Genomic DNA, 21,258 nt, shown 5'->3' with positions numbered 1-21,258 from the left:
GTTCCCCCGGCAAGGCTGTCTTCACATGATGGATGAGATCCTCATCCAGGCCCTGAGCGGTCTCAGCCGGGGCATGGTTCTCTTTGTCGTCGCCTCAGGGCTGACGCTGATCTTCGGCACCATGCGCATCGCCAACTTCGCGCATGGCTCCTTCTACATGCTGGCGGCCTTCCTGACCTATTCAGTCGCGACGATGGTCGGCGACAGGACATGGGGCTTCCTCGCCGCCCTGTGCCTGGCGCCGCCGATCGTCGCCGGCGTCGGCGCCCTCATCGAATGGGGGCTGCTCAAGCGCATCGCGACGCGGCCGCACCAGTACCAGCTCATCCTCACCTATGCCATCACGCTGATCGTCGCCGACGGCATCAAGATGCTGTGGGGGAGCGACTATCGCACCGTGGCGCGTCCCGCCGGCCTCGACGGCGCGATCACGATCCTCGACATGCCGTTCCCGACCTACAACGCCATGCTCATCCTGGTCGGCGTGTTGATCGCGGTCGGACTGCATCTGCTGCTGACCCGCACCCGTTTCGGCAAGACCATCCGCGCCGCCGTCGCCGACGGCGAGATGATCGGCGCCCTGGGTGTCAACGTGCAGCGCCTCTTCACCGGGGTCTTCGCGCTGGGCGCCGGCCTGGCCGGGCTGGGCGGCGTGCTCGCGGCGCCGGTCGGCTCGGTCTCGCTGGGCATCGACTCCTCGATCATCATCGAGTCCTTCGCGGTGATCATCATCGGCGGTGTCGGCAACGTCATGGGGGCTCTGATCGGTGCCGTGCTGATCGGCGTCGTGCATGCCGTCGGCATCCTGTTCGTGCCCAAGCTGGCGATCGCCTTCGTCTTCATCGCCCTGTGCGCGGTCCTGCTGATCCGCCCGCAAGGCCTGCTGGGCCGCAACACATGACCGCCCAGCCCCTGCCCCCTCTCCAGCCGGCAGCCGGCAGCGCTGCGCTGTCGATGCGGACCAAGACTGTCATCGTCGGCGGCCTGATCATCGGGCTCTACCTGCTACCCTTCGTGCTGGGCGAGAGCTACCTGTTCCTGTCCATCGACTTCCTGATCATGGCGCTCTTCGCCGTGAGCTATAATCTGCTGCTGGGCCAGGCCGGCATGCTGTCCTTCGGCCACGCCGCCTACTACGGGCTCGGCGCCTATACCGTCGCCATTCTGTTCAACAAGCTCGCCGTGCCGGTCTATATCGGCCTGCTGGCCAGCCCCTTCATCGCCGGCGCGATCGCGCTGGCGGTCGGCTGGTTCGCGGTGCGCGTGACCGGCATGTATTTCGCCATGCTCACGCTGGCCTTCGGCCAGCTCCTGCACACGGTGGTGATGGGCTGGTACGGCTTCACCGGCGGCGACGACGGCCTGCCGGTGATGCCGCCCGATTGGCTGCTGCCGGCGCGGAACTATTACCTCTTCGTGCTCACCGTGACGCTGGTGTCGCTGGCCGCGCTGCGCCTGATCACGCTGTCGGCGTTCGGGACGGCCCTCAACGCCATCCGCGAGAACCGCCAGCGCGCGATCTTCGTCGGGCTGGGCGTGCGCAACTACGAGCTGGGCGCCTTCGTCATCGCCGGCGCCTTCGCCGGGATCGCCGGCGCCATGCGCGCGCCGCTGCAGCAGATGGCGTTCCCGTCCCTGCTTCACTGGAGCCAGTCGGCCGAGCCGGTGCTGATGGCCCTGGCCGGCGGCATCTACACGTTCGCCGGCCCCATCGTCGGCGCTGCCATCTTCGTCTTCACCAACTTCGTGATCACGACCTACTCCGAATACCCGCTGCTGGTGTTCGGGGTGATCGTGCTGCTCGTCGTGCTCTACCTGCCCGGCGGCGTGGCCGGCGCCGTCATCGCCGCCTGGGAGCGCCTGCGGCGCCGCGCCCGATGACCGCGCCGTCCCCGAGCCCCTCTCCGGCCATCGTGTCGGTCACGTCCGTGAGCATGCATTTCGGCGGCTTCCGGGCGCTGGACGATGTGTCCATCGACCTGCAGCGCGGCGAGATCCACGCCATCATCGGGCCCAACGGCGCCGGCAAGAGCACGCTGCTCAACGTGATCTCCGGCCTGCTGCGGCCGACACGCGGCGACGTGCATTATGGCGACCAGCGGATCACGCATGTGCCGCCGCATCGGCGGGCCCGCCTGGGCATCGCCCGCTCGTTCCAGATCACCAGCATCTTCACCGGCTTCACCGTCCACCAGAACGTGCAGCTGGCGCTGCTGGCCCAGCGTGGCGACTGCCGCCACCCGTTCCGCCTCACCGGCGAGCGCTACCGCGACGAGGCGCATGAGCTGCTGGCCCGCGTGCAGATCGCCGGCATGGGCGCGCGCATGGGCGGCGAGCTGGCGGCCGGTGACCGCAAGCGCCTGGAGTTCGCCATCGCGCTGGCCGGCGATCCGCAGGTGCTGCTGCTCGACGAGCCCACAGCCGGCATGAGCGGCGCCGAGCGCGAGATCGTCGTCGGCATCATCCGTTCCCTGAGCGCCGAGCGGCAGATCTCGGTGCTCTTCACCGAGCACGACATCGACATGGTGTTCGACAACGCCCATCGCATCACCGTCATGCACCAGGGCCGCCGCCTGGTGCAGGGCACGCCCGCCGCGGTGCGCAGCGATCCGCGCGTGCGCGACGTCTACCTGGGTGAGGGCGACGATGCTCACGTGTGAGGCGATCAACACGTTCTACGGGCCTGCCCATGTGCTGTTCGACGTCGACGTCAAGGTCGGCGAAGGCGACATGGTCTGCCTGATCGGCCGCAACGGCGTCGGCAAGTCGACCTGCCTGAAGTCGATCATGGGCATTGCGCCGGTCACGACCGGCCAGATCCGCCTCGACGGCACCGAGATCTCGGCGCTGCCGCCCTACAGAATCGCACGCGCCGGCATCGGCTATGTTCCCGAGGACCGGCGCGTCTTCGCCGACCTCACCGTCGAGGAGAACCTCGAGGTCGCCGAGCGGCATGACGGGCCGTGGAACCGCAAGGCGGTCTACGAGCTCTTCCCGGCCCTGCAGGAATTCCGCGCCCGCCGTGGCGGACTGCTGAGCGGTGGCCAGCAGCAGATGCTGACGATCGCGCGCACCCTGGTGGGCAATCCCCGGCTGCTGCTGATCGACGAGCCGACCGAAGGCCTCTCGCCGCTGGTCGTGCGCACGCTCGAGGACATGATCCGGGGCCTGAAGGCCAAGGGCCAGACCATGCTGCTCGCGGCGCAGGACCTGCGGTTCAGCCTCTCGGTTGCCGACGTGATCTACGTCCTGGACCGCGGCCGCGTCGCCTATTGCGGCGATCGCGCCCAGGCCAGCGCCGACATCGAGCGCATCCGTCCCATTCTTTCGGTCTAGGCCGGCCGGCAATGACGCGTCCCGTGGACGAGCCCGTGAGCGTCGATATCGTCGTGGTCGGCGGCGGCGGCTCGGGCCTCGCGGCGGCGATCGAGGCCGCTTCGCGCGGCGCCTCGGTGGTCCTGCTGGAGAAGAACGAGGCGACCGGCGGCAGCACGGGATGGTCCGTCGGGTCGATCACGGCCACGCGCACGCCCGATCAGAAGCGGCGCGGAATCGACGACAACGCGGACGATCATTTCACCGACCTGGGATTGCTGGCAGGCCGCCTGGTCGACAAGGACAACCTGGCGCTACGCCGCCTGTTGACGCAGAACGTGACCGAGACCGTCGCCTGGCTGCGCCGGCACGGCGTCGAGTTCTTTGGCCCGATGCCCGAGCAGCCGCATCGCCAGCCGCGCATGCACAACGTCCTGCCGACATCGCGCGCCTATATCTATCACCTCACGCGTGCGGCACGGCGCGCCGGCGTCGACATCCGCCTCAACACGCGCGCCCGGCGCATCCTGCTCGACGGCCCGGCGGCGACCGGCATCGACGCCGACACGCCCGCCGGCTGCCGGCGCTTCCTGGCCCGCCAGGCCGTGATCCTGGCCGGCGGCGACTACAGCGGCAGCAGCCACTTCAAGGCGCTGTACGGCAACCCAGCCCTGGCCGCCGTTCCGGCGATCAATCGCACGAACACCGGCGATTGCCAGCAGATGGTGCTCGACATCGGCGGCGAGGTCCTCAACGGCGACCTGATCCTGGGACCGGTGCTGCGCTTCGTCACGCCCAGGCGCCGGCGCCTCTTCCAGGTCGTGCCGCCCTGGCGCAGCCTCACCTTCCTGATGCGGATGGCCTTGCACCATCTTCCCGCGGCCGCGATCCGGCCGCTGATCATGCGCTTCATGACGACGGTGATGGCGCCGGAGGCGTCATTGCTGCGCGACGGCGCGCTGCTCGTCGGCACGACCGGCGCCGGCATCGACATCGGCGGCGGGCCTCCCGGCCTGGCGGTGGCCGCCCAGCCCGACAACACGGCCTATCTCGTCTTCGATCAGGCCATCGCCGAGCGCTATTCGCGCTGGCCTCATCCGGTCTCGACCGCGCCCGGCGTGGCCTACGCCTATTTCCCGGATTATCGCCGCACCCGCCCCGACCTCGTCCACAGCGCGCAGTCGCTCGCCGCCCTGGCGGCGCGGACCGGCATGAACGGCGACGTGCTGGAGGCCGCGGCCGGCGCCCATCGGCTGGCCCGCGCGTCGGGCGGCAGCGATCTGCCGCCACCTCTGGCACGCCCGCCCTTCCATGCGCTGGGCCCGATCCAGAGCTTCATCGTGCTGACGGATGGCGGCGTGAAGGTGAGCGATGACCTGCGCGTGGTTGTCCACGGGGAGCGACCCGTGGAACGCTTGTTCGCGGCCGGCTCGACGGGACAGGGTGGCGTCCTGCTGGAGGGACATGGGCATCACCTCGGATGGGCTTTCACCTCGGGACGCATCGCTGCCCGCAATGCCACCGCGCTCGCGCGGCGCGTCCCGGCGGACGCCTGAGGCTTGAGGAGGGACGCAGATGATGATTCCCGACATCTCGGCGCAGACGACGCCGGCGGTCCTTGCGATGCAGGCCGACAGGCGCGCCGATCGGCCGTTCGTGCGCATGATGGGGGAGCCGTTCATCTCCTTCGGCGAGATGGAGCTGCGCACGCGCCGGCTTGCCAATGCGCTCGCCGAGCTGGGCGTGGGCCATGGCGACCGCGTCCTGGTCATGATGCGCAACAGCACCGCCTTCGTCGAGACCTGGCTCGCGGTCAATCGGCTGGGCGCGGTGCTGGTCACCGTCAACACCGCCTATAGCGGCGTGTTCCTGGTGCATGTCGCCAACAATTCGGCCGCACGCGTGATGATCATCGACGCGTCGTTCCTGCCGCGACTGCAGGAGGTCGAGGAAAAATGCGGCCATCTGCACACGGTCATCGTGGCACCCCAGGTATCAGGGAGGCACGACAGCCGCCTGACCTTGCTGGCGTTCGACGACGTGCGCCATGGGCGCGAGACCAGCATCGACGTCAAGGTCACCGGCAGCGACATCGGCGCGATCATCTACACGTCGGGCACGACGGGCCCCTCGAAGGGCGTGCTGATCCCCCACGCGCAGATCTACTTCAATCCCCTGATCTATATCGAACAGCTCGGACTGACCGCCGACGATCGCGTGTACACCTGCCTGCCGCTGTTCCATACCAATGCCCTGATCGTGCAGGTGTTCGGCGCCCTCCTGCTGGGCGCGCCGGTCAGCATGGCGGAAACCTTCAGCGCCAGCGGCTGGGTCGATGACATCCGCGCCAGCGACGCCACCGTGACCAACCTGCTGGGGGTGATGACCGAGTTCATCTTCAAGCAGCCCGAGACAACGCGCGACCGCGAGCACAATCTGCAGATCGCGACGGCCGTACCGATATCGCCTATCTTCGGCGAGGCTTTCGAGCAGCGCTTCGGGGTGCAGCTGATCGAGCTCTACGGATCGACCGAGGCCAACTGTCCGCTTTACATGCCGCGCGACATCCCTCGCCGCGACGGCAGCTGCGGCAAGATCGTGGGCGACTGGTTCGAGTGCCGCATCGCCGATCCCGAGACCGATGTCGAGCTGCCGGCCGACTGCGTCGGTGAGCTGCAGATCCGGCCGCGCGCGCCGCACGCCTTCATGGCCGGCTACAACGCCATGCCCGAGGAGACGGTCAAGGCGTGGCGCAACCTCTGGTTCCACACCGGCGACGCCATGAAGCGCGACGCGGACGGGTTCTACTACTTCATCGACCGCCTGAAGGACTGCATCCGCCGCCGCAGCGAGAACATCTCGTCGTACGAGATCGAGCAGGTCATCCTCACCCATCCGGCCGTGCTGGAGGCGGCGGTGGTCGGCATCGCGTCGCCGACCGAGGCCGGCGAGCAGGAGGTGAAGGCCTGCGTCGTGCTGCGGCCCGACAGCGTGCTGTCGCCGCAGGCGCTATTCGCGTTCTGCGAGCCGCTCGTGCCGCGCTTTGCCGTTCCCCGCTTCATCGAGATCTACGGCGAGCTGCCCAAGACCCCGACCCAGAAGGTGCGCAAGCAGGAGCTGCGCGCGCACGGCGTGCGCCAGCAGACATGGCAGGCCCCCGCGCCGCAGCGATCGCGGCCGGACAGCCGGCCGCCGCAAGCAGGAGAGAGGCGATGAACCCGAAACCCATGGCCGCGATCGCCGGCATCGGCTGGACCGAGTACTCGCGCAAGTCAGGGCGCACGGTGGAGGCCCTGGCGCTGGAGGCGTGCTGGAACGCGATCAACGATGCCGGCCTGGATGCGGCGGATATCGACGGGCTGGTAAGCTACAGCCTGGGTGATTCGGTCACCACGGCCGTCATCGCGACCGACCTGGCGCTGCCGCAGCTCAATCACTTCGCGGACTTCGCCGCCGGCGGCAACATGGCGTGCGGCGCCGTGCTGCAAGCGGCCATGGCGGTGGCCACCGGGCAAGCCAGCCACGTCCTCGTCTACCGCGCGCTCAACGGCGCCTCGGGCGTGCGCTACGGCGGCGCCGAGTTCAGCCGGCTGCTGGCCGAGCACGGCGTTCATTCCGACAGCGAGCCGCAGTTCCTGGACACCGCCGGCATCACCATGCCGGCGCAGCATTTCGCGCTGCTCTGCCGGCGCCACATGATCAAGCACGGCACGACCAACCGCGACCTCGCGGCTGTCGCCATGACCTGCCGCCAGCACGCCATCGACAATCCGCGCGCCATGATGCGCAAGCCGATGACCGAGAGCGACTATGACAAGTCGCCCTGGATCGCCGAGCCGTTCCATGTCGTCGATTGCTGCCTGCAGTCGGACGGCGCCTGCGCGCTGTTGATCACCAGTCCCGAACGCGCCCGCGACCTTGCCAAGCCGCCGGTATCGATCCTCGCCGGCATCCTCGGCGCCAGTCCCAGCAACCGCGGCGCGATGTGGGGGAACTTCTCGCCCGACCACGCCGAATGCTACGGCCGGTATCTCGGCGACCGCCTGTTCCGGCAGGCCGGCATCGAGCGCGCCGACCTGAGCTTCGCCCAGATCTACGACTGCTTCACCTACAGCGTGATCGGGCAGATGGAAGGCTTCGGCCTGATTGAGCCGGGCGAGGCCGGCGATTTCTTCCGCTCCGGCCATGGCAGCATCGGCGGCCGGCTGCCGATCAACACCGCCGGCGGCCTGCTTTCCGAGGCCTATATCCACGGCCTGAACCATGTCGTGGAGGCCACAAGCCAGCTGCGCGGCGAAGCCGGCAAGCGCCAGATCCGCGACGCCGAGCTGGGCCTGGTCACGGCGGGCGGCGCGACGTCGACCGGCAGCGCCCTCATCCTGGGACGATAAGCCATGCAGCACGCCACCCTGCCCCACCCTGTCCCGACGCCGCTGAGCCAACCCTTCTGGGACGGCTGCCGGCGCCGGCAGATCACGCTGCAGCGCTGCGACGACTGCGGCCGCTTCCGCTTCTATCCCTGCGAGGCCTGCCCCTATTGCCGGTCGCGCGACTGCACCTGGACCGAAATCGACGCCCGCGGCACGGTCTACAGCTGGATCATCGTGCGCCGCTCGGTCGATGCCGTCTGGCAGGCGCGGGCGCCCTATATCGCCGGCATCATCGAGCTCGATATCCAGAAGGGCCTGCTGATACCGGCCATCGTGATCGACTGCCCGGTCGACAGCGTCCGTGCCGGCATGCCGGTCGAGGTCACCTTCGAGCAGACGGATGCATCGACGGTCGTGCCGCGCTGGCGGCCGGTATCGTGAGCGACACCGGCACCGCGGAGCCATTGACCGGCCGTGTCGCGCTGGTGACCGGCGCGACCAGCGGCATCGGCCGGGCGATCGCAACCGGACTGCTCGCGTACGGCGCGCGGGTGGTGGCGATCGGCCGCCGCCCCGACCGCCTGGCCGCGCTCGCGCAGGTCGGCGGCGGCGACGTGCTCGGCCTGGCGGTCGATCTCGCCGCGCCGGACGCCGCGTCGCAGATCGGCGCGGCGCTGGCCGGCCCGTTCGCCGACGTCGATATCCTGATCAACAATGCCGGTCACGACAGCGGCGGCAATGTCCCTTTCCACGACAGCGATGCCGCGAAGTGGGAAGCGGTCGTGCAGGTGAACTTCCTGGCCTTGATGCGGCTGACCCGGGCCCTGTTGCCCGCCATGGTGCGGCGCGGCCGGGGCGACATCGTCAACATCTCCTCGATCACGACACGGCGCGCGGCCGCGGGCCTGGCCGCCTACGGCGCCACCAAGCACGCGGTCCACGGCTTCTCCGAAGCGCTGCGCGCCGAGTGCGGGCCGCTGGGCATCCGCGTCGTCGAGATCGTTCCCGGCGTGGTGCGCACGGAGTTCGCGGCCACGCGGTGGGCCGGCGACGACGCGCGAGCCGAGGCGTTCTACCGGTCCTTTCCCAGCCACCTCACGGCCGAGGACGTAGCGCGTGCCGTCATCTATGCCCTGCAGCAGCCGGCCGGGGTCACCGTCGCCGAGCTGACCCTGGTGCCGACAAAGGGAGCCTGAGCAGCATGGCCTCCGCCAAGGTCGCCCTCGTGGCCGGCGCACGCGGCATCGTCGGCAGCAATCTCGTCGAGGCGCTCCTGAGCCGCGGCGACTGGAGCGTGATCGGCATCGCCCGCACGGCCGGCTCCGGATCGAGCGGCGGCTACCGTCACCTCGCGGTGGACCTGCTCGATGCCGGGCAATGCCGCGACGCCGCCGATGCCTGCCGCGACGTCACGCATCTCTTCTACGCGGCACGGGCCGGCCGCGCCGACCCGGCCGACGAGGCGCACGTCAACGTCGCCATGCTGCGCAATGTGCTGGAAGGCACCTTGTCGCGCGCGACCGGTCTGATGCATGTCTCGCTGGTCCATGGCACCAAATGGTACGGCAGCCATCTCGGGCGCTATCGCACACCCGCGCGGGAAGACGATCCCCGCCTGCCCCAGGTCAATTTCTACTACGACCAGCATGACTACATCGTGCAGCGACAGCAGGGCCACGCATGGCGCTGGTCCACGGTGCGCCCGCATATCGTCTGCGGCATATCCGTGGGCTATCCCTTCAACTTCATCACGTCGCTGGCCGCCTATGGCAGCCTCTGCCGCGCCCTGGGCAAGCCGTTCGACTTCCCCGGCACCGATGCTTGCTTCAACTCGGTATCGCAGGCCACGGATGCCGGCCTGCTGGCGGATGCCCTGATCTGGACGGCCGAGGACCCGCGTTGCGACGATCAGGACTTCAACATCATCAACGGCGACTATTTCCGCTGGTGCAATGTCTGGCCGCTTCTTGCCGCGTTCTTCGATGTGCCGGCGGGAGGCCCGACCGGCACACCGATCGCCACCGCGATGCCGGATGCGGACGCGACCTGGTCGGCGCTGGTGCGCCGGCACGCGCTGCAGGACCTGCCGCTGGGCGCGCTCGCCAACTGGCCGTTCCTCGACTTCCTGTTCCGCGCCGGCTGGGACGATATGTCCTCGACCGTGAAATCACGCCAGGCCGGCTTCCACGCCGCCCTCGACACCGAGGCCGTGTTTCTGGGCTACCTGCGCCGGCTGCGGGACCAGCGCTTCATTCCCTGACCGTACGCATGACGGCGTTCACCCCTCTCCCCGCGGCAGCGGGGAGAGGGAGGGGCCCATCGCGAAGCGATGGGAAGGTGAGGGGTACGAGCGATCAGTCCCTATTTTTGCTGCATGGCTTGATCGTTCCTACCCCTCACCTTCCCATGCCTTCGGCATGGGCCCCTTCCTCTCCCCGCTCCGCGGGGAGAGGAGATGGCATCGTGGCGTCCGTATGCGATCGCCCTCCCGCTCGCGGGAGAGGGAACACTCAATCGAACACCACGACGCCGCGTGCCACCTCGCCGGCCATCATCGCCTTGAAGCCGTCGTTGATCTCGCCGAGCTTGTAGGTGCGGCTGATCAGGCCGTCGAGGTTGAGCCGCTTGTTCATGTAGTGGTCGACCAGGACGGGGAAATCGACGCTGGGCCGCACCGAGCCGTAGAACGTGCCGCTCACCACCTTCTCGCCGAACACCATGGCGAACGGCGAATAGGTGGCCCGCATGGTGATCGGCGGCACGCCCACCGTCACGGCATGGCCGCCCGGGCAGATCGCATCGATCGCCAGCGCCTGGGTCTTGTCGATGCTGACCGCGTCGAAGGCGTAGTCGACGCCCAGGCCGCCGGTCAGCGCCTTGATCTGGTCGACCACCTTCTCGGTCGTGGTGTTGATGGTGTCGGTGGCGCCGAACTTGCGCGCGATCTCCAGCTTCCGGTCGAGCAGGTCGCAGGCGATGATCTTGCGCGCGCCCGACAGCGCCGCGCCCTGCACGATGTTCAGCCCGACGCCGCCGCAGCCGATCACCAGCACGGTCGAGCCGGCCTCGATCTTGGCGTGCCGGGTGACGGCGCCGACGCCGGTCGCCACGCAGCAGCCGACCAGCGCCGCCTGCGGCCACGGCATGTCCTTGCGGATCGGCACCACCATCTCGGCGGGCACCACGACCTGCTCCGAGAAGGTGCCGATGCGCGCCATCTGGTACAGGCCGGTGCCCTGGTGCTTGAGCCGCAGCGTGCCGTCGAACAATGTCGCGCCCGGCGAATTGTTGCGGCCGATGCACAGCACCGGCCGGCCGGCCGAGCAGTAGCGGCACTGGCCGCACTGCGGCCGGAACGAGAAGATCACGTGATCGCCCGCCTTCACGGACGTGACCCCGGCGCCGACCTCCTCGACGATGCCGGCCGCCTCGTGGCCCGGCACCAGCGGCAGCTGCGTGGGCCAGTCGCCGTTGATCATGTGCCAGTCGCTCTGGCACACGCCGGCCGCCTTCATCTTCACCCGCACCTCGCCCGCCTTGGGCGGATCGAGCTCGACGTCCACGACCTGCAGCGGCTCGTTGACCTTGAACAGAACAGCGGCCTTCATCGGGGCTTCCTCCTTGGGATCGGCATGCACCAGCCATGATACCGCGTGGCGAGTTGGTGTTCACGCCGCGTGGTGCCGCAGTTCCGGCAGCCGGCATTGCTGCCGTGGTGGCGTGTCAGGTCTCGGCGATGGCGCCGGCGGCTTCCGCCAGCTGACGGGCCTTGTCGACGGGAAAGACCGCGGCCAGGGCGTCGTGGGCTGCCCGCCACGTGCCCATCGCCTGCTCCAGCCGACGTGCCCCGCTCTCCGTCAACCACACCATGCGACGGCGCAAATCACCGTTTACGACGGCGATTTCCACCAGGCCGCTGTCGCTCAAGGTCCTGAGATTGCGCGACAGGGTCGATGGATCCAGGTCCATGCGTGCCGCCAGGCCGCTCAACGTGTCGTCCGTCGTCACCGCGATCTGCGCCATCAGACCGAACTGCGCCAGGGTCAGCCCGGTGCCGGCCATCCGGGCCTCGAGAAACTGCGAGATGCGCCGCGCCGCCAGCCGACTGGTCCAGCCGGCACAGGACGCCAGCATGATGCCCGCGTCCGTGCGCAGCGTCTTTTTCATCGCTCGCTTGCTTTCCACCATTTCATGTATATACAATATTTGTAGATACACGAAAAGATCGCTGATCCAGGCGAGAGAGACGGCTGGGCCCACGACAACGCGGTCGCCCTCTCGAGGCCTGACTGGAGAGAGCCCCGTCGCCGCGACCCAATAGATCCCGACTTCGCTCATGGGAGACTCGACGATGCCCGACCTGACGCTGCCCTCCGGGGCTACGGTAGCCTACAGCGAGACCGGTCGCGGCACGCCGGTGATCCTGGTGCACGGCTCGCCGGGAGAGGGTCGATCGTGGAGCCGCGTCATGCGTCACCTCGGCGATGGCCTGCGCGTCGTGACCATCGATCTGCCGGGATACGGCCGCTCGACGCCGCTGCGGCACGCGACGGAGCCGGCAGCGCACACCAGGGCGATGGCCGATGCCGTCGGTGCGGTGATGCAGGCCTATGGCGAGCCCGGCTTCATCTGCGGTCATTCCTACGGCGGCAACGTCGCGCTGCATGCCGCTGCCGCCCATGCCGATCGGATACGGGGCTGCCTGCTGCTCGAACCGGTTTTCTTCCGGGCGCTCGCGCTGAACGGAGACACGGCCACGTTGCAATCAGCAACAGCCTATTTCAGCGGCTACGTGGCCCGAGTCCGCGCCGGCGAACCGGAGGTCATCCGTCACATGGTCGATTTCTGGTTCGGTGATGGCGCCTACGCGCGCCTGCCGCCGCCGGTGCAGCAGTTCCTCGCCGCGGCTGCCGGCAGCAACGCCCGTGATGTCGCGGGCTCCATGGCGGAAACTGTGTCACGCGAGGCGCTGGCCGCGCTCACGGCACCGGTCGTCATCGGCTACGGCAGCGCCAGCCCGGCCGTGGTGCCGGCGATCGCCCGCGCCCTGGCCGCCATCGTGCCCAACGGCCGAATCGAGGCGATCGACCGGGCGACACACGGCATGCTCGATAGTCACCCCGAGCAGGTTGCCGGCCTGATCCGGCAGCTCTGCGCCTGAGCTGCCTCGGGGGTGCCTAGACGAGGTTGATGCGGCAGCCGCACACCTCGACCTGGGTATCCGAGCGCCGCTTGCCATGCTTCTCCGCCGCCGCCAGCACGCGCGCCCTGTCGGCCGCCTTCACATCGTAGGCTGACACACCCGGTCCACGGCCATCCGCGATCGCGACAAACCGGATCTCGCCGCCGTCGATCGCCAAGCGGTGGGCGCCGCCTGACGTGGTGACCGGACGCGCCAGGATGCGTCCCCACAGCGCGGCCGCCTCGACGGGATCGTTGGCCTGGATCTCGACCGCGGCCAGTCCCGAGGTCACGTCGCTGCGGCGGTGCTCGATCCAGCCGGTGCTGGCCGGCGGCCAGAAGAGGGCCGCGTCGGCGTCGGCCGGCGCCACCACCGAGTCGATCGACAGCAGCACACCGGCCGTGTCGCTGGGATGGAAGTGCGTATAGCGGTACTCCGGCATGTTCTTCTGCTCGACGGCGCGGATGCCGAGCCCCGTCACGCGCTCGCGCTCGGCAATGGCATCGGGCACCTGCAGGATCACCATGTAGCCGCCGTCGCCGCCGCGACGATCGATGTAGCGGCCGGCCGACGTGCCCGGCTTCTCGGGCGCCACGATCTCCAGGAAGTCGTTGCCGACAGGGCACACGACGTTGGCCAGGCCCCACTTGCCCACGGCCGGGTCGCGATACGCCACCTCGATGCCCAGGATGTCGCAAAGCTCGGCGCGCGACGCCTCGAGATCGCGCGCCACGAAGACGCATTGCCGCAGCCGCATGGTTTCCTCCTGTCTTCACCTCTCCCGCAAGCGGGAGAGGTCGACGCGCGCACAGCGCGCAGCGGGTGAGGGCCCCAGGACTCGGCCTCGTCCTTGGCCCCTCACCCTCTCATTGCGCTTCGCGCAATGGGCCCCTCCCTCTCCCGCCTGGCGGGAGAGGGCCGCTACCGTCCCACGAACACCGGGGCGCGCTTCTCCACGAAGGCACGCGCCGCTTCCTTGTGGTCCTCGGTCTCGCCGGTGCGGATCATGCGCGCCGCCTCGCTGTCCAGCGCCGCCGACAGGGTGCCCTCTTCCGCCACCTTCATGTTGTGCTTCACATGCCACCATGCCACGCGCGGACCGGCCGCCAGCTTCTTGGCAAGGGCCATGGCCTCGGCCTGCAGCTTGTCGTCATCGACGATCCAGTTGGCCAGCCCCAGCTTCTCGATTTTCTCGGCGTTCAGGATCTCGGCGGTGAAATAGAGCTCGCGCGCCTTGGCTGTGCCGACCAGCTTGTGCAGGAAGAAGTGCGAGCCGAAATCGCCGGAGAAGCCGACCTTCGCGAAGGCCGTCGTCATGCGCGCGCTGCGGGCGGCGAAGCGCATGTCCGCGGCCAGCGCCAGCGACAGGCCGGCGCCGGCAGCCACGCCGTTGACGACCGCGATGGTCGGCTTGGGCATGTCGTGCAGCACTTCCGACACCCGCATGCGGGCGCGCAGGTCGGCGATCTTGGTCTCGTGCGAGGCGCCCTGCATGCGGCCGCCGGCCGCCATCGCCTTCACGTCGCCGCCGGCGCAGAACGCCTTGTCGCCGGCGCCGCGCAGCACGACGCAGCCGACCTCGGGATCCTCGGCGCCGCGGCGCAGGCCCTTCAGCAGGCCATCCATCATGTTCGACGACAGCGCGTTCATCGCTTCCGGCCGGTTCATCACCAGCAGCAGCACGCCGTCTTCCAGCGTCTCGATCAGCTCGGACATCGCCTCTCCTCCAGGGCATCCAAAAGGTGGCCGGCATGGTGCGCCGAAGCAGCATGCAGGCGCAACCCGAGACCGGCGTCGCGCTGCGAAACACCACCTCAGCGGCGCCGCAGTGCGCGCACCAGCGCGCGGGCGATGTCGGCCGGCGTGGCCCCGCCGGGACGATACCAGGTCGGCGTCCAGTTCAGCGCGCCCAGCACATGCAGGCGCAGCAGGCGCCGGTCGGCGCCGTCCGGCAGCTTCAGGTCGGCGATGAGCGCCACGAAAAGCTGCTCATAGGCGTCGCGCTGCGCCACCAGCCGCCGGCGCAGCCGGGCCGGCAGATGCGACAGGTCGGCCGTCATCACCCGCGCGAACGGGCTATGGGCCAGCAGCGCCTCGAGGTGCCCGACACAGGCCGCCTCCAGCCGCGGCCAGGGGCCGCGTGCGTCCTGCAGCGCCCGTTCGACCGAAGCCGTCACCTGGCCGACGCCAAGCGCGTACAGCTCCTCGATCAGCGCGTCCTTGGATGCGAAGTGATAGTACATCGAGCCGGCCAGCATGCCGACCTCCTGCGCGATGTCGCGCATCGATGCCGCCACGAACCCGCCCTGCGCAAACCGTCGCGCCGCCGCCGCCAGCAGGGCGGTGCGGCGGTTGTCGGGACGACGGCCGTTGCTGGCGGCCGCGGCGGCGCGGTGGGAGCGGGAGCCGGACATGGCGCCTGTGTAGCAAACAAACACTTGTTTGGTAAGTGGCATGACGGTAGCCTTTTCCATCCCACTGCGAGCGGTCATGGCCATGTCCTACGTGTTCGACCTCGGCAATCCGGCCACCAACGCCGATCCCTTCCCCGAATTCGCGCGGCTGCGCGAGGTAGATCCCGTGCACTGGTCGCCGGCGATGAAGGCCTGGATCATCACGCGCTACGACGACGTGCGGCGTATCACGCTCAACAACCGCGAGATCTCGGCCGACCGCCTGACGCCTTTCTTCAAGGCCAACGCCGAGTTCCAGCGTGGCGGCATCGAGAACCTCGTGCGCTACCTGAACCACTGGATGGTGTTCCGCGATCCGCCCGACCACACGAGGCTGCGGCGGCTGTTCAACAAGGTGTTCACGCCCACGGCGGTCGAGAACCTGCGCCCCAATATCGAAAGCATCGTGGGCATGCTGTTGGACGGCATGGCGGACAAGGCGGCGCGCGGCGAGGCCGTCGACTATATCGCCGACTTCGCCTACCCGCTGCCGGCGACGGTGATCATGGACATGCTGGGTGTGCCGCGCGCCGATTTGCGCGACGTCAAGGTCTGGTCCGACGACATCGCGCTGTTCATCGGCACTGCCCAGGTCGCCGGCAACAAGTACCTGCGCGCCGAGCAGGGGGCGCGGTCGATGTCCGCCTATTTCCGCGGCCTGGTCGAGGCGCGCACGGCGGTGCCGGCCGACGACATGATCAGCCGGCTGGTGCTGGCCCGCGACGAGAACGATGCGCTCACGACCGACGAGATCATCGGCACCTGCATCCTGCTGCTGTTCGCCGGCCACGAGACGACCACGAACCTGATCGGCAACGGCTTCCTGTATTGCATGCGCAACCGCGACCAGTGGGAGCGGCTGTGCGCGGCGCCGTCGCTGGCGCCGTCCGCGGTCGAGGAGTGGCTGCGCTACGATGGCCCTTCCGGCGCGGTGGCGCGGGTCGCGGCAGCCGATGTCGCGATGCATGGCCATACGATCCGGGCCGGCCAGCGGGTCTTTGCCTTCGTCAACGCCGCCAACCGCGATCCCGACGCCTTCGCCGACGCCGAGGCGTTCGACCTGGCGCGCGATCCCAACCCGCATCTCACCTTCGGGCACGGCATCCATTTCTGCCTCGGCGCGCCGCTGGCGCGGCTGGAGGCGCAGATCGCGGCGGTACGCCTGACGGAACGCTTCCCCAACATTCGCGTGACAAGCGCCGTGCCGGACTGGCACGACTCCCTCATCCTGCGTGGCGTGAAGGCTCTGCCGGTGGCGCTGGCATCATAGGGAAGACAAGACATGCGTGCGATGATCTGCCGCCAGTGGGGCCCACCGGAGTCGCTGCGGCTCGAGGACATGGAGCGGCCGCCGCTGAAGCCGGGCCAGGTGCGCATCGCCGTGCGCGCGGCCGGCGTCAGCTTCGGCACCTCGCTGGTGATCGCCGGCAAGTATCAGCGCAAGCCGCCCTTTCCCTTCGCGCCCGGGACGGAGATCAGCGGCACCGTGATCGAGGCCGCCGCCGATGCCAAGGCCTTCAAGGTGGGCGATGCCGTCTATGCCGTGCTCGACTGGGGCGGCTTCGCCGAGGAGGCCGTGGCGCATGAGGTGAACGTCTTCCCCAAGCCGCCGTCGCTCGACTGGGCGCACGCCGTGCCGCTGTCGACCTCCTATCCGACCGCCGGCGCCGCCCTGCTCTGGCCCCGGTTCATGGACCTGCAGGCCGGCGAATGGCTGCTGGTGCATGCCGCGGCCGGCGGTGTCGGGATGGCAGCGGTCGAGATCGGCAAGATGATGGGTGCCCGGGTCATCGCCACCGCCGGCGGCCCCGACAAATGTGCCTTCGCGCGTGCCCATGGCGCCGACCACGTCATCGACTACCGCGCCGGCGATTTCCGCGACCAGGTGCTGCAGATCACCGGCGGAAGCGGCGCCGACGTGGTCTTCGACCCTGTCGGCGGCGACGTCTTCAACCAGTCGCTGCGCTGCATGGCGCCGGAGGCACGCATCTGTCCGATCGGCTTCGCCGGCGGCACCATCCCGTCGATCCCGGCCAACATCCTGCTGGTCAAGAACCTCACCGTCGTCGGACTGAACCTCGGCTACTATCTCGGCTGGAGTCCGCACGATGCCCGCTTCGAGCAGGCGGCCCGCATGGCCGACCTGCACCGGCGCCTGCATGACGCCGTCGAGGCCGGTGCGCTGCGCCCGCATGTCGACCGCACCTTCGCGCTCGAGGATGTGGCGTCCGCCTTCCGCGCCCTGCTCGACCGCCAGGTGATGGGCCGGATCGTGCTCGCGATGTGATCGCCGGCCATCCGCTATGATCCCGCTGTCATCCCGAGCGCAGCGAGGGATCTCCCGCGTGAGACGCACAGTGCGCCACTCGCAGGAGATCCCTCGCTGCGCTCGGGATGACAGGTGATGCTACAGCACCATCGCACGCCATATCCGAATCCTCCGCCGCGAGCGGGGAGCCTCAGGGCAGGCGCTTCTTCCACATCGCGTCGAACAGGCGGCAGAAGCGTTCCGCCGTGCGCGACAGCGGCCGCGCCGCGTGACGCAGCACGAGCACCTCGATCGCCGGGCTGGGCTGGAACGGCCGCGCCACCAGGCTGGCGTCGCTCTCACCGGCCATGGTGGCGGCATCGACCAGCGCCACGCCGACACCGGCCTGCACGAACCAGCACGCGATCGGCCCCGAGCGCAGCTCCATGCTGACCTCCAGGCCGGCGAAGGCCTGCTCCAGGACGCCCGACGTACGCTCGATCGTGATCAGGCGGTGGCTGTCGAGGTCCGCCTTGCGCACCACGCGACGGCGCGCCAGCTTGTGCCCCGCCGGCATCACGCACACCAGTCCGCACTGGTAGCGCGCCACCTCGATCAGCCCGGGATGCGCCGGTGGCGCCAGCGCGATGCCGATATCGGTGCCGCCCTCGGCGACTTCGGCCACCAGCTCGGACGGCGCCGTCACGGTGACGCGGCAGTTCAATGCCGGGATCTGCGCGTACAGCTCGTTCACGACCGGCGGCACCAGCCGCACGAGGCTGGGCGACACGCTGAGCGACAGGCTGGAAGATGTCGGGTTGGCCAGCGCCTGCAGCGTGTCGCGCACACGCTCCACGCGCTGCCACAGGAAGCCGACCTCCCGGTGCAGGGCACGCGCCTCGGGCGTCGGCACCAGCCGCCCTTTCACGCGGTCGAACAGCCGGATGCCGGCCCGCCGCTCGGCCAGCGCCAGCAGCTTGCTGACCGCCGGCTCAGAGATGCGCAGCAGCTCGGCGGCGCCGCGCACGGTGCCGGCCGTCATCACGGCCCGGAACGCCTCGATCTGACGCAGGTTCATGGCCAAGGATTAACCAAAGGTTAATCCCGGCCCAAGCCTTTTCCGTTGCCGTACCGACGCCGCGGCGCGAAGGCTGGCAACCGCAACAGAGGAGGCGTCCATGTCCGTCATGCACAGACCATCTGCGCCCTTGCTGGCGACGTCGCCAGCCGCCGACCGCCCCGCGGTGGGTCCGCAGCGCCTGCACCACCTGGCCTATGTCACCTGCGACACCGAGGCCACGGCAGACTTCTACACCCGGGTGCTGGGCCTGCCCCTGGTCAATGCCATCCTCGATGGCGAGGTGCCGTCCACCGGCGAGAAGCTCCCGTACTTCCACAGCTTCTTCCGGCTGGGCAGCGGTGAGACCATCGCGTTCTTCGAGTGTCCCGGCACGCCGCCGCCGGCCGCCAAGCCGCATCCCGCCTACCGCACCTTCGAGCACCTGGCCCTGGAGGTGCCGACCCGCAACGACGTCGAGGCCTGGCGCACCTGGCTCACGGCCAACGGCCTGGACGTGAAGAGCGCCGAGCACGGCATCATCTACAGCATCTACTTCTTCGATCCGGTGAACGACATCAGGCTGGAGATCACCACCACGCTCGAGCCTGACTGGAACGCCCGCACGACAGCCGCGCGCGCCGCGCTCGAGGAATGGGCAGCGACCAAGCGCGCCGTCCATGCCACCGGCGGCGACGTGCTGCTGGCGCTTCGCACGCTCGCCGCCCGCCGCAGCCGCAGCGCGCAGGCGCGCGATGCCCAGCCGACGCCCGCGGCGACCTCCTGACAGATATGCGGGACGGGGTTTGCCGGATCGGACTTCACAAGCTGCCATGCCCTGCGTCAAGGAAACGTGCACCGCTTCGCCTGTCGATGATCGCGCGGTGCGTGGCCCAAACGCGAAGGAGATGACGCATGGCCATTCCGACTCCCGTCAACGGGCAGATCACGGATGCGGTGACCCAGGCCAATGTCAAGGTTCTCGGCGACGCGCCGGCGATGGCGATGGGCGCCATCTATCAGTCGCTCGCGCATTCGACCGGCATCCTCTACGAGAACGCCGCCAGCGCCCAGCAGCAGCTCGCCATCGCGGCGCAGGCTGCGACCAACCAGGGCGTCATCCAGATCTACAGCGTCGATACCATGGCGGGCGCGGTCTCGACGGCGAAGCTGGCGCAGAGCGACGTGCCGGACAACATGCTGGCGCTGCTCAGCGCGCTGCGCGCCAGCACCGGGCCGATCCCTTCCTGACGCGGCCCGCACCTCTGCTCCATCAGACAGGCATCCCATCGGATGCCTGTTTTTTCTTGTCGATATGGCGCCCGCGAATGCTCACAACCGGCCTCCGTTCGGCGTCATAGAAGGCGACGGCGATCCGCGATCGGCCGGAGCCGTCGAAAGATCCTGCAAGAGGAGATGACGCATGGCCATTCCAACTCCCGTCAACGGGCAGATCACGGATGCGGTGACCCAGGCCAATGTGAAGGTTCTCGGCGACGCGCCGGCGATGGCGATGGGCGCCATCTACCAGTCGCTCGCGCATTCGACCGGCATCCTCTACGAGAACGCCGCCAGCGCCCAGCAGCAGCTCGCCATCGCGGCGCAGGCTGCGACCAACCAGGGCGTCATCCAGATCTACAGCGTCGATACCATGGCGGGCGCGGTCTCGGCCGCAAAGCTGGCGCAGAGCGACGTGCCGGACAACATGCTGGCGCTGCTCAGCGCGCTGCGCGCCAGCACCGGGCCGATACCGAGTTGATGACGTCTCGCCGGCAACCGCCAGCGGCCGGATATCTCCGACATCGGGTATCCGGCCCGGTCGCCGCCCAACAGCGTGGTCATCAAGGGAGGTCCCATGGGCAAGGAGCCGCAGCCGGAGAATGGCAAGCGACGCACCGGTGGCACCCGGGACGAGCCGCGTGGCCGGGAGCCGCCCGGCGCCGCCTCTTACGACGTGACGTTCCGCGAGCTGCTCAAGCTTTACCGCGAGCTGGCGGCCGACGGCGCCGCGCCGCAGGTTACCGACGCGATCACACAGGCGCTGCTGACCGTGATCGGCTCCGGCCCCTCCTTCGCAGCGCTGGAAAGCCTCGTGTCCGCCAACCAGGCCAACGGACTCATGTATCACAACTCGGTGGCGACCCAGCAAAGGACCAACATCCTCAGCATGGTCGCGACGACGAAATGCGTGAACGCCCTGCTGGGCAATCACGGGCGCTGGCCGGCCACGGAGCTGGACGACGATGACGACGCCCCATGACGGGCGGCGCATGCGCCGGTGAGCCGGATCGAGGAGGATGACATGACCGACCCGACGTCCATGCACGAGGTTGATGAGGCGGTTCGTTTGGCGGCAGCGTCTGCGGCAGCCTTGTCGGCGCTGAGCTTGATGCTGTCTTCCGCCAACGCGGCCGGCGATGCGTTCCGATCGGCCGTGCGCCACAGCGACCTGGCCGCCGCGACCGAGCTTGCCCTGGTCGCGGCCGGCATCATCAAGATCCTCAACGACGAGCCCCGGCCGGCGCCGGCCTCCGTGTCGAAGCGCAGCGAGGCTTATCGATCCGTGAACCTCTATGGCATGGAGTCCGACGGGCGCCCGGTCGTGACGTGAGCAGCCTTCGGCGACAGACAGT

Annotated in this window: 24 protein-coding genes; 18 read left to right on the top strand and 6 right to left on the bottom strand. The window is 69.0% G+C overall.

The annotated features are described in order from the left end of the window. Nucleotides 1–25: 25 nt before the first annotated feature. From FHP25_RS22365 to FHP25_RS22320, 10 genes are read left to right on the top strand one after another with little or no spacing between them, the layout of a single operon-like run. Nucleotides 26–901, top strand: coding sequence for a branched-chain amino acid ABC transporter permease (locus FHP25_RS22365; protein WP_147849185.1), 876 nt, complete (start codon nt 26–28; stop codon nt 899–901). Continuing rightward, complete coding sequence (locus FHP25_RS22360) at nt 898–1,881, top strand: branched-chain amino acid ABC transporter permease (RefSeq protein ID WP_218578516.1); 984 nt, start codon at nt 898–900, stop codon at nt 1,879–1,881. The genes FHP25_RS22365 and FHP25_RS22360 overlap by 4 nt, the downstream gene beginning before the upstream one ends. Continuing rightward, the gene (locus FHP25_RS22355; protein WP_147849184.1) at nt 1,878–2,660 is read left to right on the top strand and encodes an ABC transporter ATP-binding protein; all 783 of its coding nucleotides are present in this window, start codon (nt 1,878–1,880) and stop codon (nt 2,658–2,660) included. The genes FHP25_RS22360 and FHP25_RS22355 overlap by 4 nt, the downstream gene beginning before the upstream one ends. Continuing rightward, nucleotides 2,647–3,336, top strand: coding sequence for an ABC transporter ATP-binding protein (locus FHP25_RS22350; RefSeq protein ID WP_146540074.1), 690 nt, complete (start codon nt 2,647–2,649; stop codon nt 3,334–3,336). The genes FHP25_RS22355 and FHP25_RS22350 overlap by 14 nt, the downstream gene beginning before the upstream one ends. A 35-nt stretch (nt 3,337–3,371) precedes the next feature. After that, complete coding sequence (locus FHP25_RS22345; RefSeq protein WP_218578515.1) at nt 3,372–4,871, top strand: FAD-dependent oxidoreductase; 1,500 nt, start codon at nt 3,372–3,374, stop codon at nt 4,869–4,871. A 19-nt stretch (nt 4,872–4,890) separates the two neighbouring features. Then, on the top strand, nt 4,891–6,531 hold the full coding sequence (locus tag FHP25_RS22340) for an AMP-binding protein (protein ID WP_147849182.1): 1,641 nt from the start codon (nt 4,891–4,893) through the stop codon (nt 6,529–6,531). Continuing rightward, nucleotides 6,528–7,706, top strand: a complete 1,179-nt coding sequence (locus FHP25_RS22335) for a thiolase C-terminal domain-containing protein (RefSeq protein ID WP_147849181.1) — start codon at nt 6,528–6,530, stop codon at nt 7,704–7,706. The genes FHP25_RS22340 and FHP25_RS22335 overlap by 4 nt, the downstream gene beginning before the upstream one ends. A 3-nt stretch (nt 7,707–7,709) precedes the next feature. After that, nucleotides 7,710–8,126, top strand: a complete 417-nt coding sequence (locus tag FHP25_RS22330; protein ID WP_147849180.1) for a Zn-ribbon domain-containing OB-fold protein — start codon at nt 7,710–7,712, stop codon at nt 8,124–8,126. Then, complete coding sequence (locus FHP25_RS22325; RefSeq protein WP_178133700.1) at nt 8,123–8,881, top strand: SDR family oxidoreductase; 759 nt, start codon at nt 8,123–8,125, stop codon at nt 8,879–8,881. Before FHP25_RS22330 ends, FHP25_RS22325 begins: the two co-directional genes overlap by 4 nt. A gap of 5 nt (nt 8,882–8,886) precedes the next feature. After that, nucleotides 8,887–9,945 carry an SDR family oxidoreductase gene (locus tag FHP25_RS22320; protein ID WP_147849178.1) on the top strand — a complete coding sequence of 353 codons (1,059 nt, stop codon included), beginning with the start codon at nt 8,887–8,889 and terminating at the stop codon, nt 9,943–9,945. 250 nt (nt 9,946–10,195) lie between these two features. Here the strand turns inward: FHP25_RS22320 and FHP25_RS22315 are convergent, their stop codons facing one another. Both FHP25_RS22315 and FHP25_RS22310 read right to left on the bottom strand, forming a co-directional pair. Further along, complete coding sequence (locus FHP25_RS22315) at nt 10,196–11,293, bottom strand: Zn-dependent alcohol dehydrogenase (RefSeq protein WP_147849177.1); 1,098 nt, start codon at nt 11,291–11,293, stop codon at nt 10,196–10,198. A gap of 115 nt (nt 11,294–11,408) precedes the next feature. After that, nucleotides 11,409–11,852, bottom strand: a complete 444-nt coding sequence (locus FHP25_RS22310; RefSeq protein ID WP_178133699.1) for a MarR family winged helix-turn-helix transcriptional regulator — start codon at nt 11,850–11,852, stop codon at nt 11,409–11,411. A gap of 184 nt (nt 11,853–12,036) precedes the next feature. Between FHP25_RS22310 and FHP25_RS22305 the strand changes: the two genes are divergently transcribed. Beyond that, on the top strand, nt 12,037–12,846 hold the full coding sequence (locus FHP25_RS22305) for an alpha/beta fold hydrolase (RefSeq protein WP_178133698.1): 810 nt from the start codon (nt 12,037–12,039) through the stop codon (nt 12,844–12,846). A gap of 16 nt (nt 12,847–12,862) precedes the next feature. Here FHP25_RS22305 and FHP25_RS22300 read toward each other — a convergent pair whose 3' ends face one another. The 3 genes from FHP25_RS22300 to FHP25_RS22290 form a co-directional block, all read right to left on the bottom strand. Further along, the gene (locus tag FHP25_RS22300; protein WP_147849174.1) at nt 12,863–13,624 is read right to left on the bottom strand and encodes a VOC family protein; all 762 of its coding nucleotides are present in this window, start codon (nt 13,622–13,624) and stop codon (nt 12,863–12,865) included. Between the two features lie 164 nt (nt 13,625–13,788). Further along, the gene (locus FHP25_RS22295) at nt 13,789–14,583 is read right to left on the bottom strand and encodes an enoyl-CoA hydratase-related protein (RefSeq protein WP_147849173.1); all 795 of its coding nucleotides are present in this window, start codon (nt 14,581–14,583) and stop codon (nt 13,789–13,791) included. Nucleotides 14,584–14,681: 98 nt separating this feature from the next. Further along, a complete protein-coding gene (locus FHP25_RS22290; RefSeq protein ID WP_147849172.1) occupies nt 14,682–15,281 on the bottom strand; it encodes a TetR/AcrR family transcriptional regulator in 600 nt (199 codons plus the stop codon). A 76-nt stretch (nt 15,282–15,357) separates the two neighbouring features. Between FHP25_RS22290 and FHP25_RS22285 the strand changes: the two genes are divergently transcribed. Further along, nucleotides 15,358–16,590: a cytochrome P450 gene (locus FHP25_RS22285; protein ID WP_231712428.1), complete on the top strand. Its 1,233-nt coding sequence runs from the start codon at nt 15,358–15,360 to the stop codon at nt 16,588–16,590. A 12-nt stretch (nt 16,591–16,602) separates the two neighbouring features. After that, complete coding sequence (locus FHP25_RS22280) at nt 16,603–17,607, top strand: NADPH:quinone oxidoreductase family protein (RefSeq protein WP_147849171.1); 1,005 nt, start codon at nt 16,603–16,605, stop codon at nt 17,605–17,607. A gap of 172 nt (nt 17,608–17,779) precedes the next feature. Here FHP25_RS22280 and FHP25_RS22275 read toward each other — a convergent pair whose 3' ends face one another. Beyond that, nucleotides 17,780–18,646 (bottom strand): LysR family transcriptional regulator, encoded by an 867-nt coding sequence (locus tag FHP25_RS22275; protein ID WP_147849170.1) that lies wholly within the window; start codon nt 18,644–18,646, stop codon nt 17,780–17,782. A gap of 109 nt (nt 18,647–18,755) precedes the next feature. Here FHP25_RS22275 and FHP25_RS22270 point away from each other — a divergent pair, with 109 nt between their 5' ends. From FHP25_RS22270 to FHP25_RS22250, 5 genes are all read left to right on the top strand, one after another. After that, nucleotides 18,756–19,412: a VOC family protein gene (locus FHP25_RS22270; RefSeq protein WP_178133697.1), complete on the top strand. Its 657-nt coding sequence runs from the start codon at nt 18,756–18,758 to the stop codon at nt 19,410–19,412. Between the two features lie 128 nt (nt 19,413–19,540). After that, nucleotides 19,541–19,876 (top strand): RebB family R body protein, encoded by a 336-nt coding sequence (locus FHP25_RS22265; protein ID WP_147849168.1) that lies wholly within the window; start codon nt 19,541–19,543, stop codon nt 19,874–19,876. A 172-nt stretch (nt 19,877–20,048) separates the two neighbouring features. Next, a complete protein-coding gene (locus FHP25_RS22260) occupies nt 20,049–20,384 on the top strand; it encodes a RebB family R body protein (RefSeq protein WP_147849167.1) in 336 nt (111 codons plus the stop codon). Nucleotides 20,385–20,480: 96 nt separating this feature from the next. After that, nucleotides 20,481–20,885 (top strand): RebB family R body protein, encoded by a 405-nt coding sequence (locus FHP25_RS22255; protein ID WP_147849166.1) that lies wholly within the window; start codon nt 20,481–20,483, stop codon nt 20,883–20,885. A 42-nt stretch (nt 20,886–20,927) separates the two neighbouring features. Then, nucleotides 20,928–21,236 (top strand): hypothetical protein, encoded by a 309-nt coding sequence (locus tag FHP25_RS22250; protein WP_147849165.1) that lies wholly within the window; start codon nt 20,928–20,930, stop codon nt 21,234–21,236. Nucleotides 21,237–21,258 lie beyond the last annotated feature (22 nt).

This window comes from Vineibacter terrae (assembly GCF_008039615.1).
Classification (GTDB): domain Bacteria; phylum Pseudomonadota; class Alphaproteobacteria; order Reyranellales; family Reyranellaceae; genus Vineibacter; species Vineibacter terrae.
The sequence above is the reverse complement of the archived record's forward strand: the minus strand, read 5'-3'. Positions and strand labels throughout refer to the sequence as shown.

Bases quoted from the DNA above. Each gene is read 5' to 3' on its own strand.
- FHP25_RS22365 (WP_147849185.1), top strand. From the start codon at position 26: ATGATGGATGAGATCCTCATCCAGGCCCTGAGCGGTCTCAGCCGGGGC.
- FHP25_RS22360 (WP_218578516.1), top strand. From the start codon at position 898: ATGACCGCCCAGCCCCTGCCCCCTCTCCAGCCGGCAGCCGGCAGCGCT.
- FHP25_RS22355 (WP_147849184.1), top strand. From the start codon at position 1,878: ATGACCGCGCCGTCCCCGAGCCCCTCTCCGGCCATCGTGTCGGTCACG.
- FHP25_RS22350 (WP_146540074.1), top strand. From the start codon at position 2,647: ATGCTCACGTGTGAGGCGATCAACACGTTCTACGGGCCTGCCCATGTG.
- FHP25_RS22340 (WP_147849182.1), top strand. From the start codon at position 4,891: ATGATGATTCCCGACATCTCGGCGCAGACGACGCCGGCGGTCCTTGCG.
- FHP25_RS22335 (WP_147849181.1), top strand. From the start codon at position 6,528: ATGAACCCGAAACCCATGGCCGCGATCGCCGGCATCGGCTGGACCGAG.
- FHP25_RS22330 (WP_147849180.1), top strand. From the start codon at position 7,710: ATGCAGCACGCCACCCTGCCCCACCCTGTCCCGACGCCGCTGAGCCAA.
- FHP25_RS22320 (WP_147849178.1), top strand. From the start codon at position 8,887: ATGGCCTCCGCCAAGGTCGCCCTCGTGGCCGGCGCACGCGGCATCGTC.
- FHP25_RS22315 (WP_147849177.1), bottom strand. From the start codon at position 11,293: ATGAAGGCCGCTGTTCTGTTCAAGGTCAACGAGCCGCTGCAGGTCGTG.
- FHP25_RS22310 (WP_178133699.1), bottom strand. From the start codon at position 11,852: ATGAAAAAGACGCTGCGCACGGACGCGGGCATCATGCTGGCGTCCTGT.
- FHP25_RS22305 (WP_178133698.1), top strand. From the start codon at position 12,037: ATGCCCGACCTGACGCTGCCCTCCGGGGCTACGGTAGCCTACAGCGAG.
- FHP25_RS22300 (WP_147849174.1), bottom strand. From the start codon at position 13,624: ATGCGGCTGCGGCAATGCGTCTTCGTGGCGCGCGATCTCGAGGCGTCG.
- FHP25_RS22295 (WP_147849173.1), bottom strand. From the start codon at position 14,583: ATGTCCGAGCTGATCGAGACGCTGGAAGACGGCGTGCTGCTGCTGGTG.
- FHP25_RS22290 (WP_147849172.1), bottom strand. From the start codon at position 15,281: ATGTCCGGCTCCCGCTCCCACCGCGCCGCCGCGGCCGCCAGCAACGGC.
- FHP25_RS22285 (WP_231712428.1), top strand. From the start codon at position 15,358: ATGGCCATGTCCTACGTGTTCGACCTCGGCAATCCGGCCACCAACGCC.
- FHP25_RS22280 (WP_147849171.1), top strand. From the start codon at position 16,603: ATGCGTGCGATGATCTGCCGCCAGTGGGGCCCACCGGAGTCGCTGCGG.
- FHP25_RS22275 (WP_147849170.1), bottom strand. From the start codon at position 18,646: ATGAACCTGCGTCAGATCGAGGCGTTCCGGGCCGTGATGACGGCCGGC.
- FHP25_RS22270 (WP_178133697.1), top strand. From the start codon at position 18,756: ATGCACAGACCATCTGCGCCCTTGCTGGCGACGTCGCCAGCCGCCGAC.
- FHP25_RS22265 (WP_147849168.1), top strand. From the start codon at position 19,541: ATGGCCATTCCGACTCCCGTCAACGGGCAGATCACGGATGCGGTGACC.
- FHP25_RS22260 (WP_147849167.1), top strand. From the start codon at position 20,049: ATGGCCATTCCAACTCCCGTCAACGGGCAGATCACGGATGCGGTGACC.
- FHP25_RS22255 (WP_147849166.1), top strand. From the start codon at position 20,481: ATGGGCAAGGAGCCGCAGCCGGAGAATGGCAAGCGACGCACCGGTGGC.
- FHP25_RS22250 (WP_147849165.1), top strand. From the start codon at position 20,928: ATGACCGACCCGACGTCCATGCACGAGGTTGATGAGGCGGTTCGTTTG.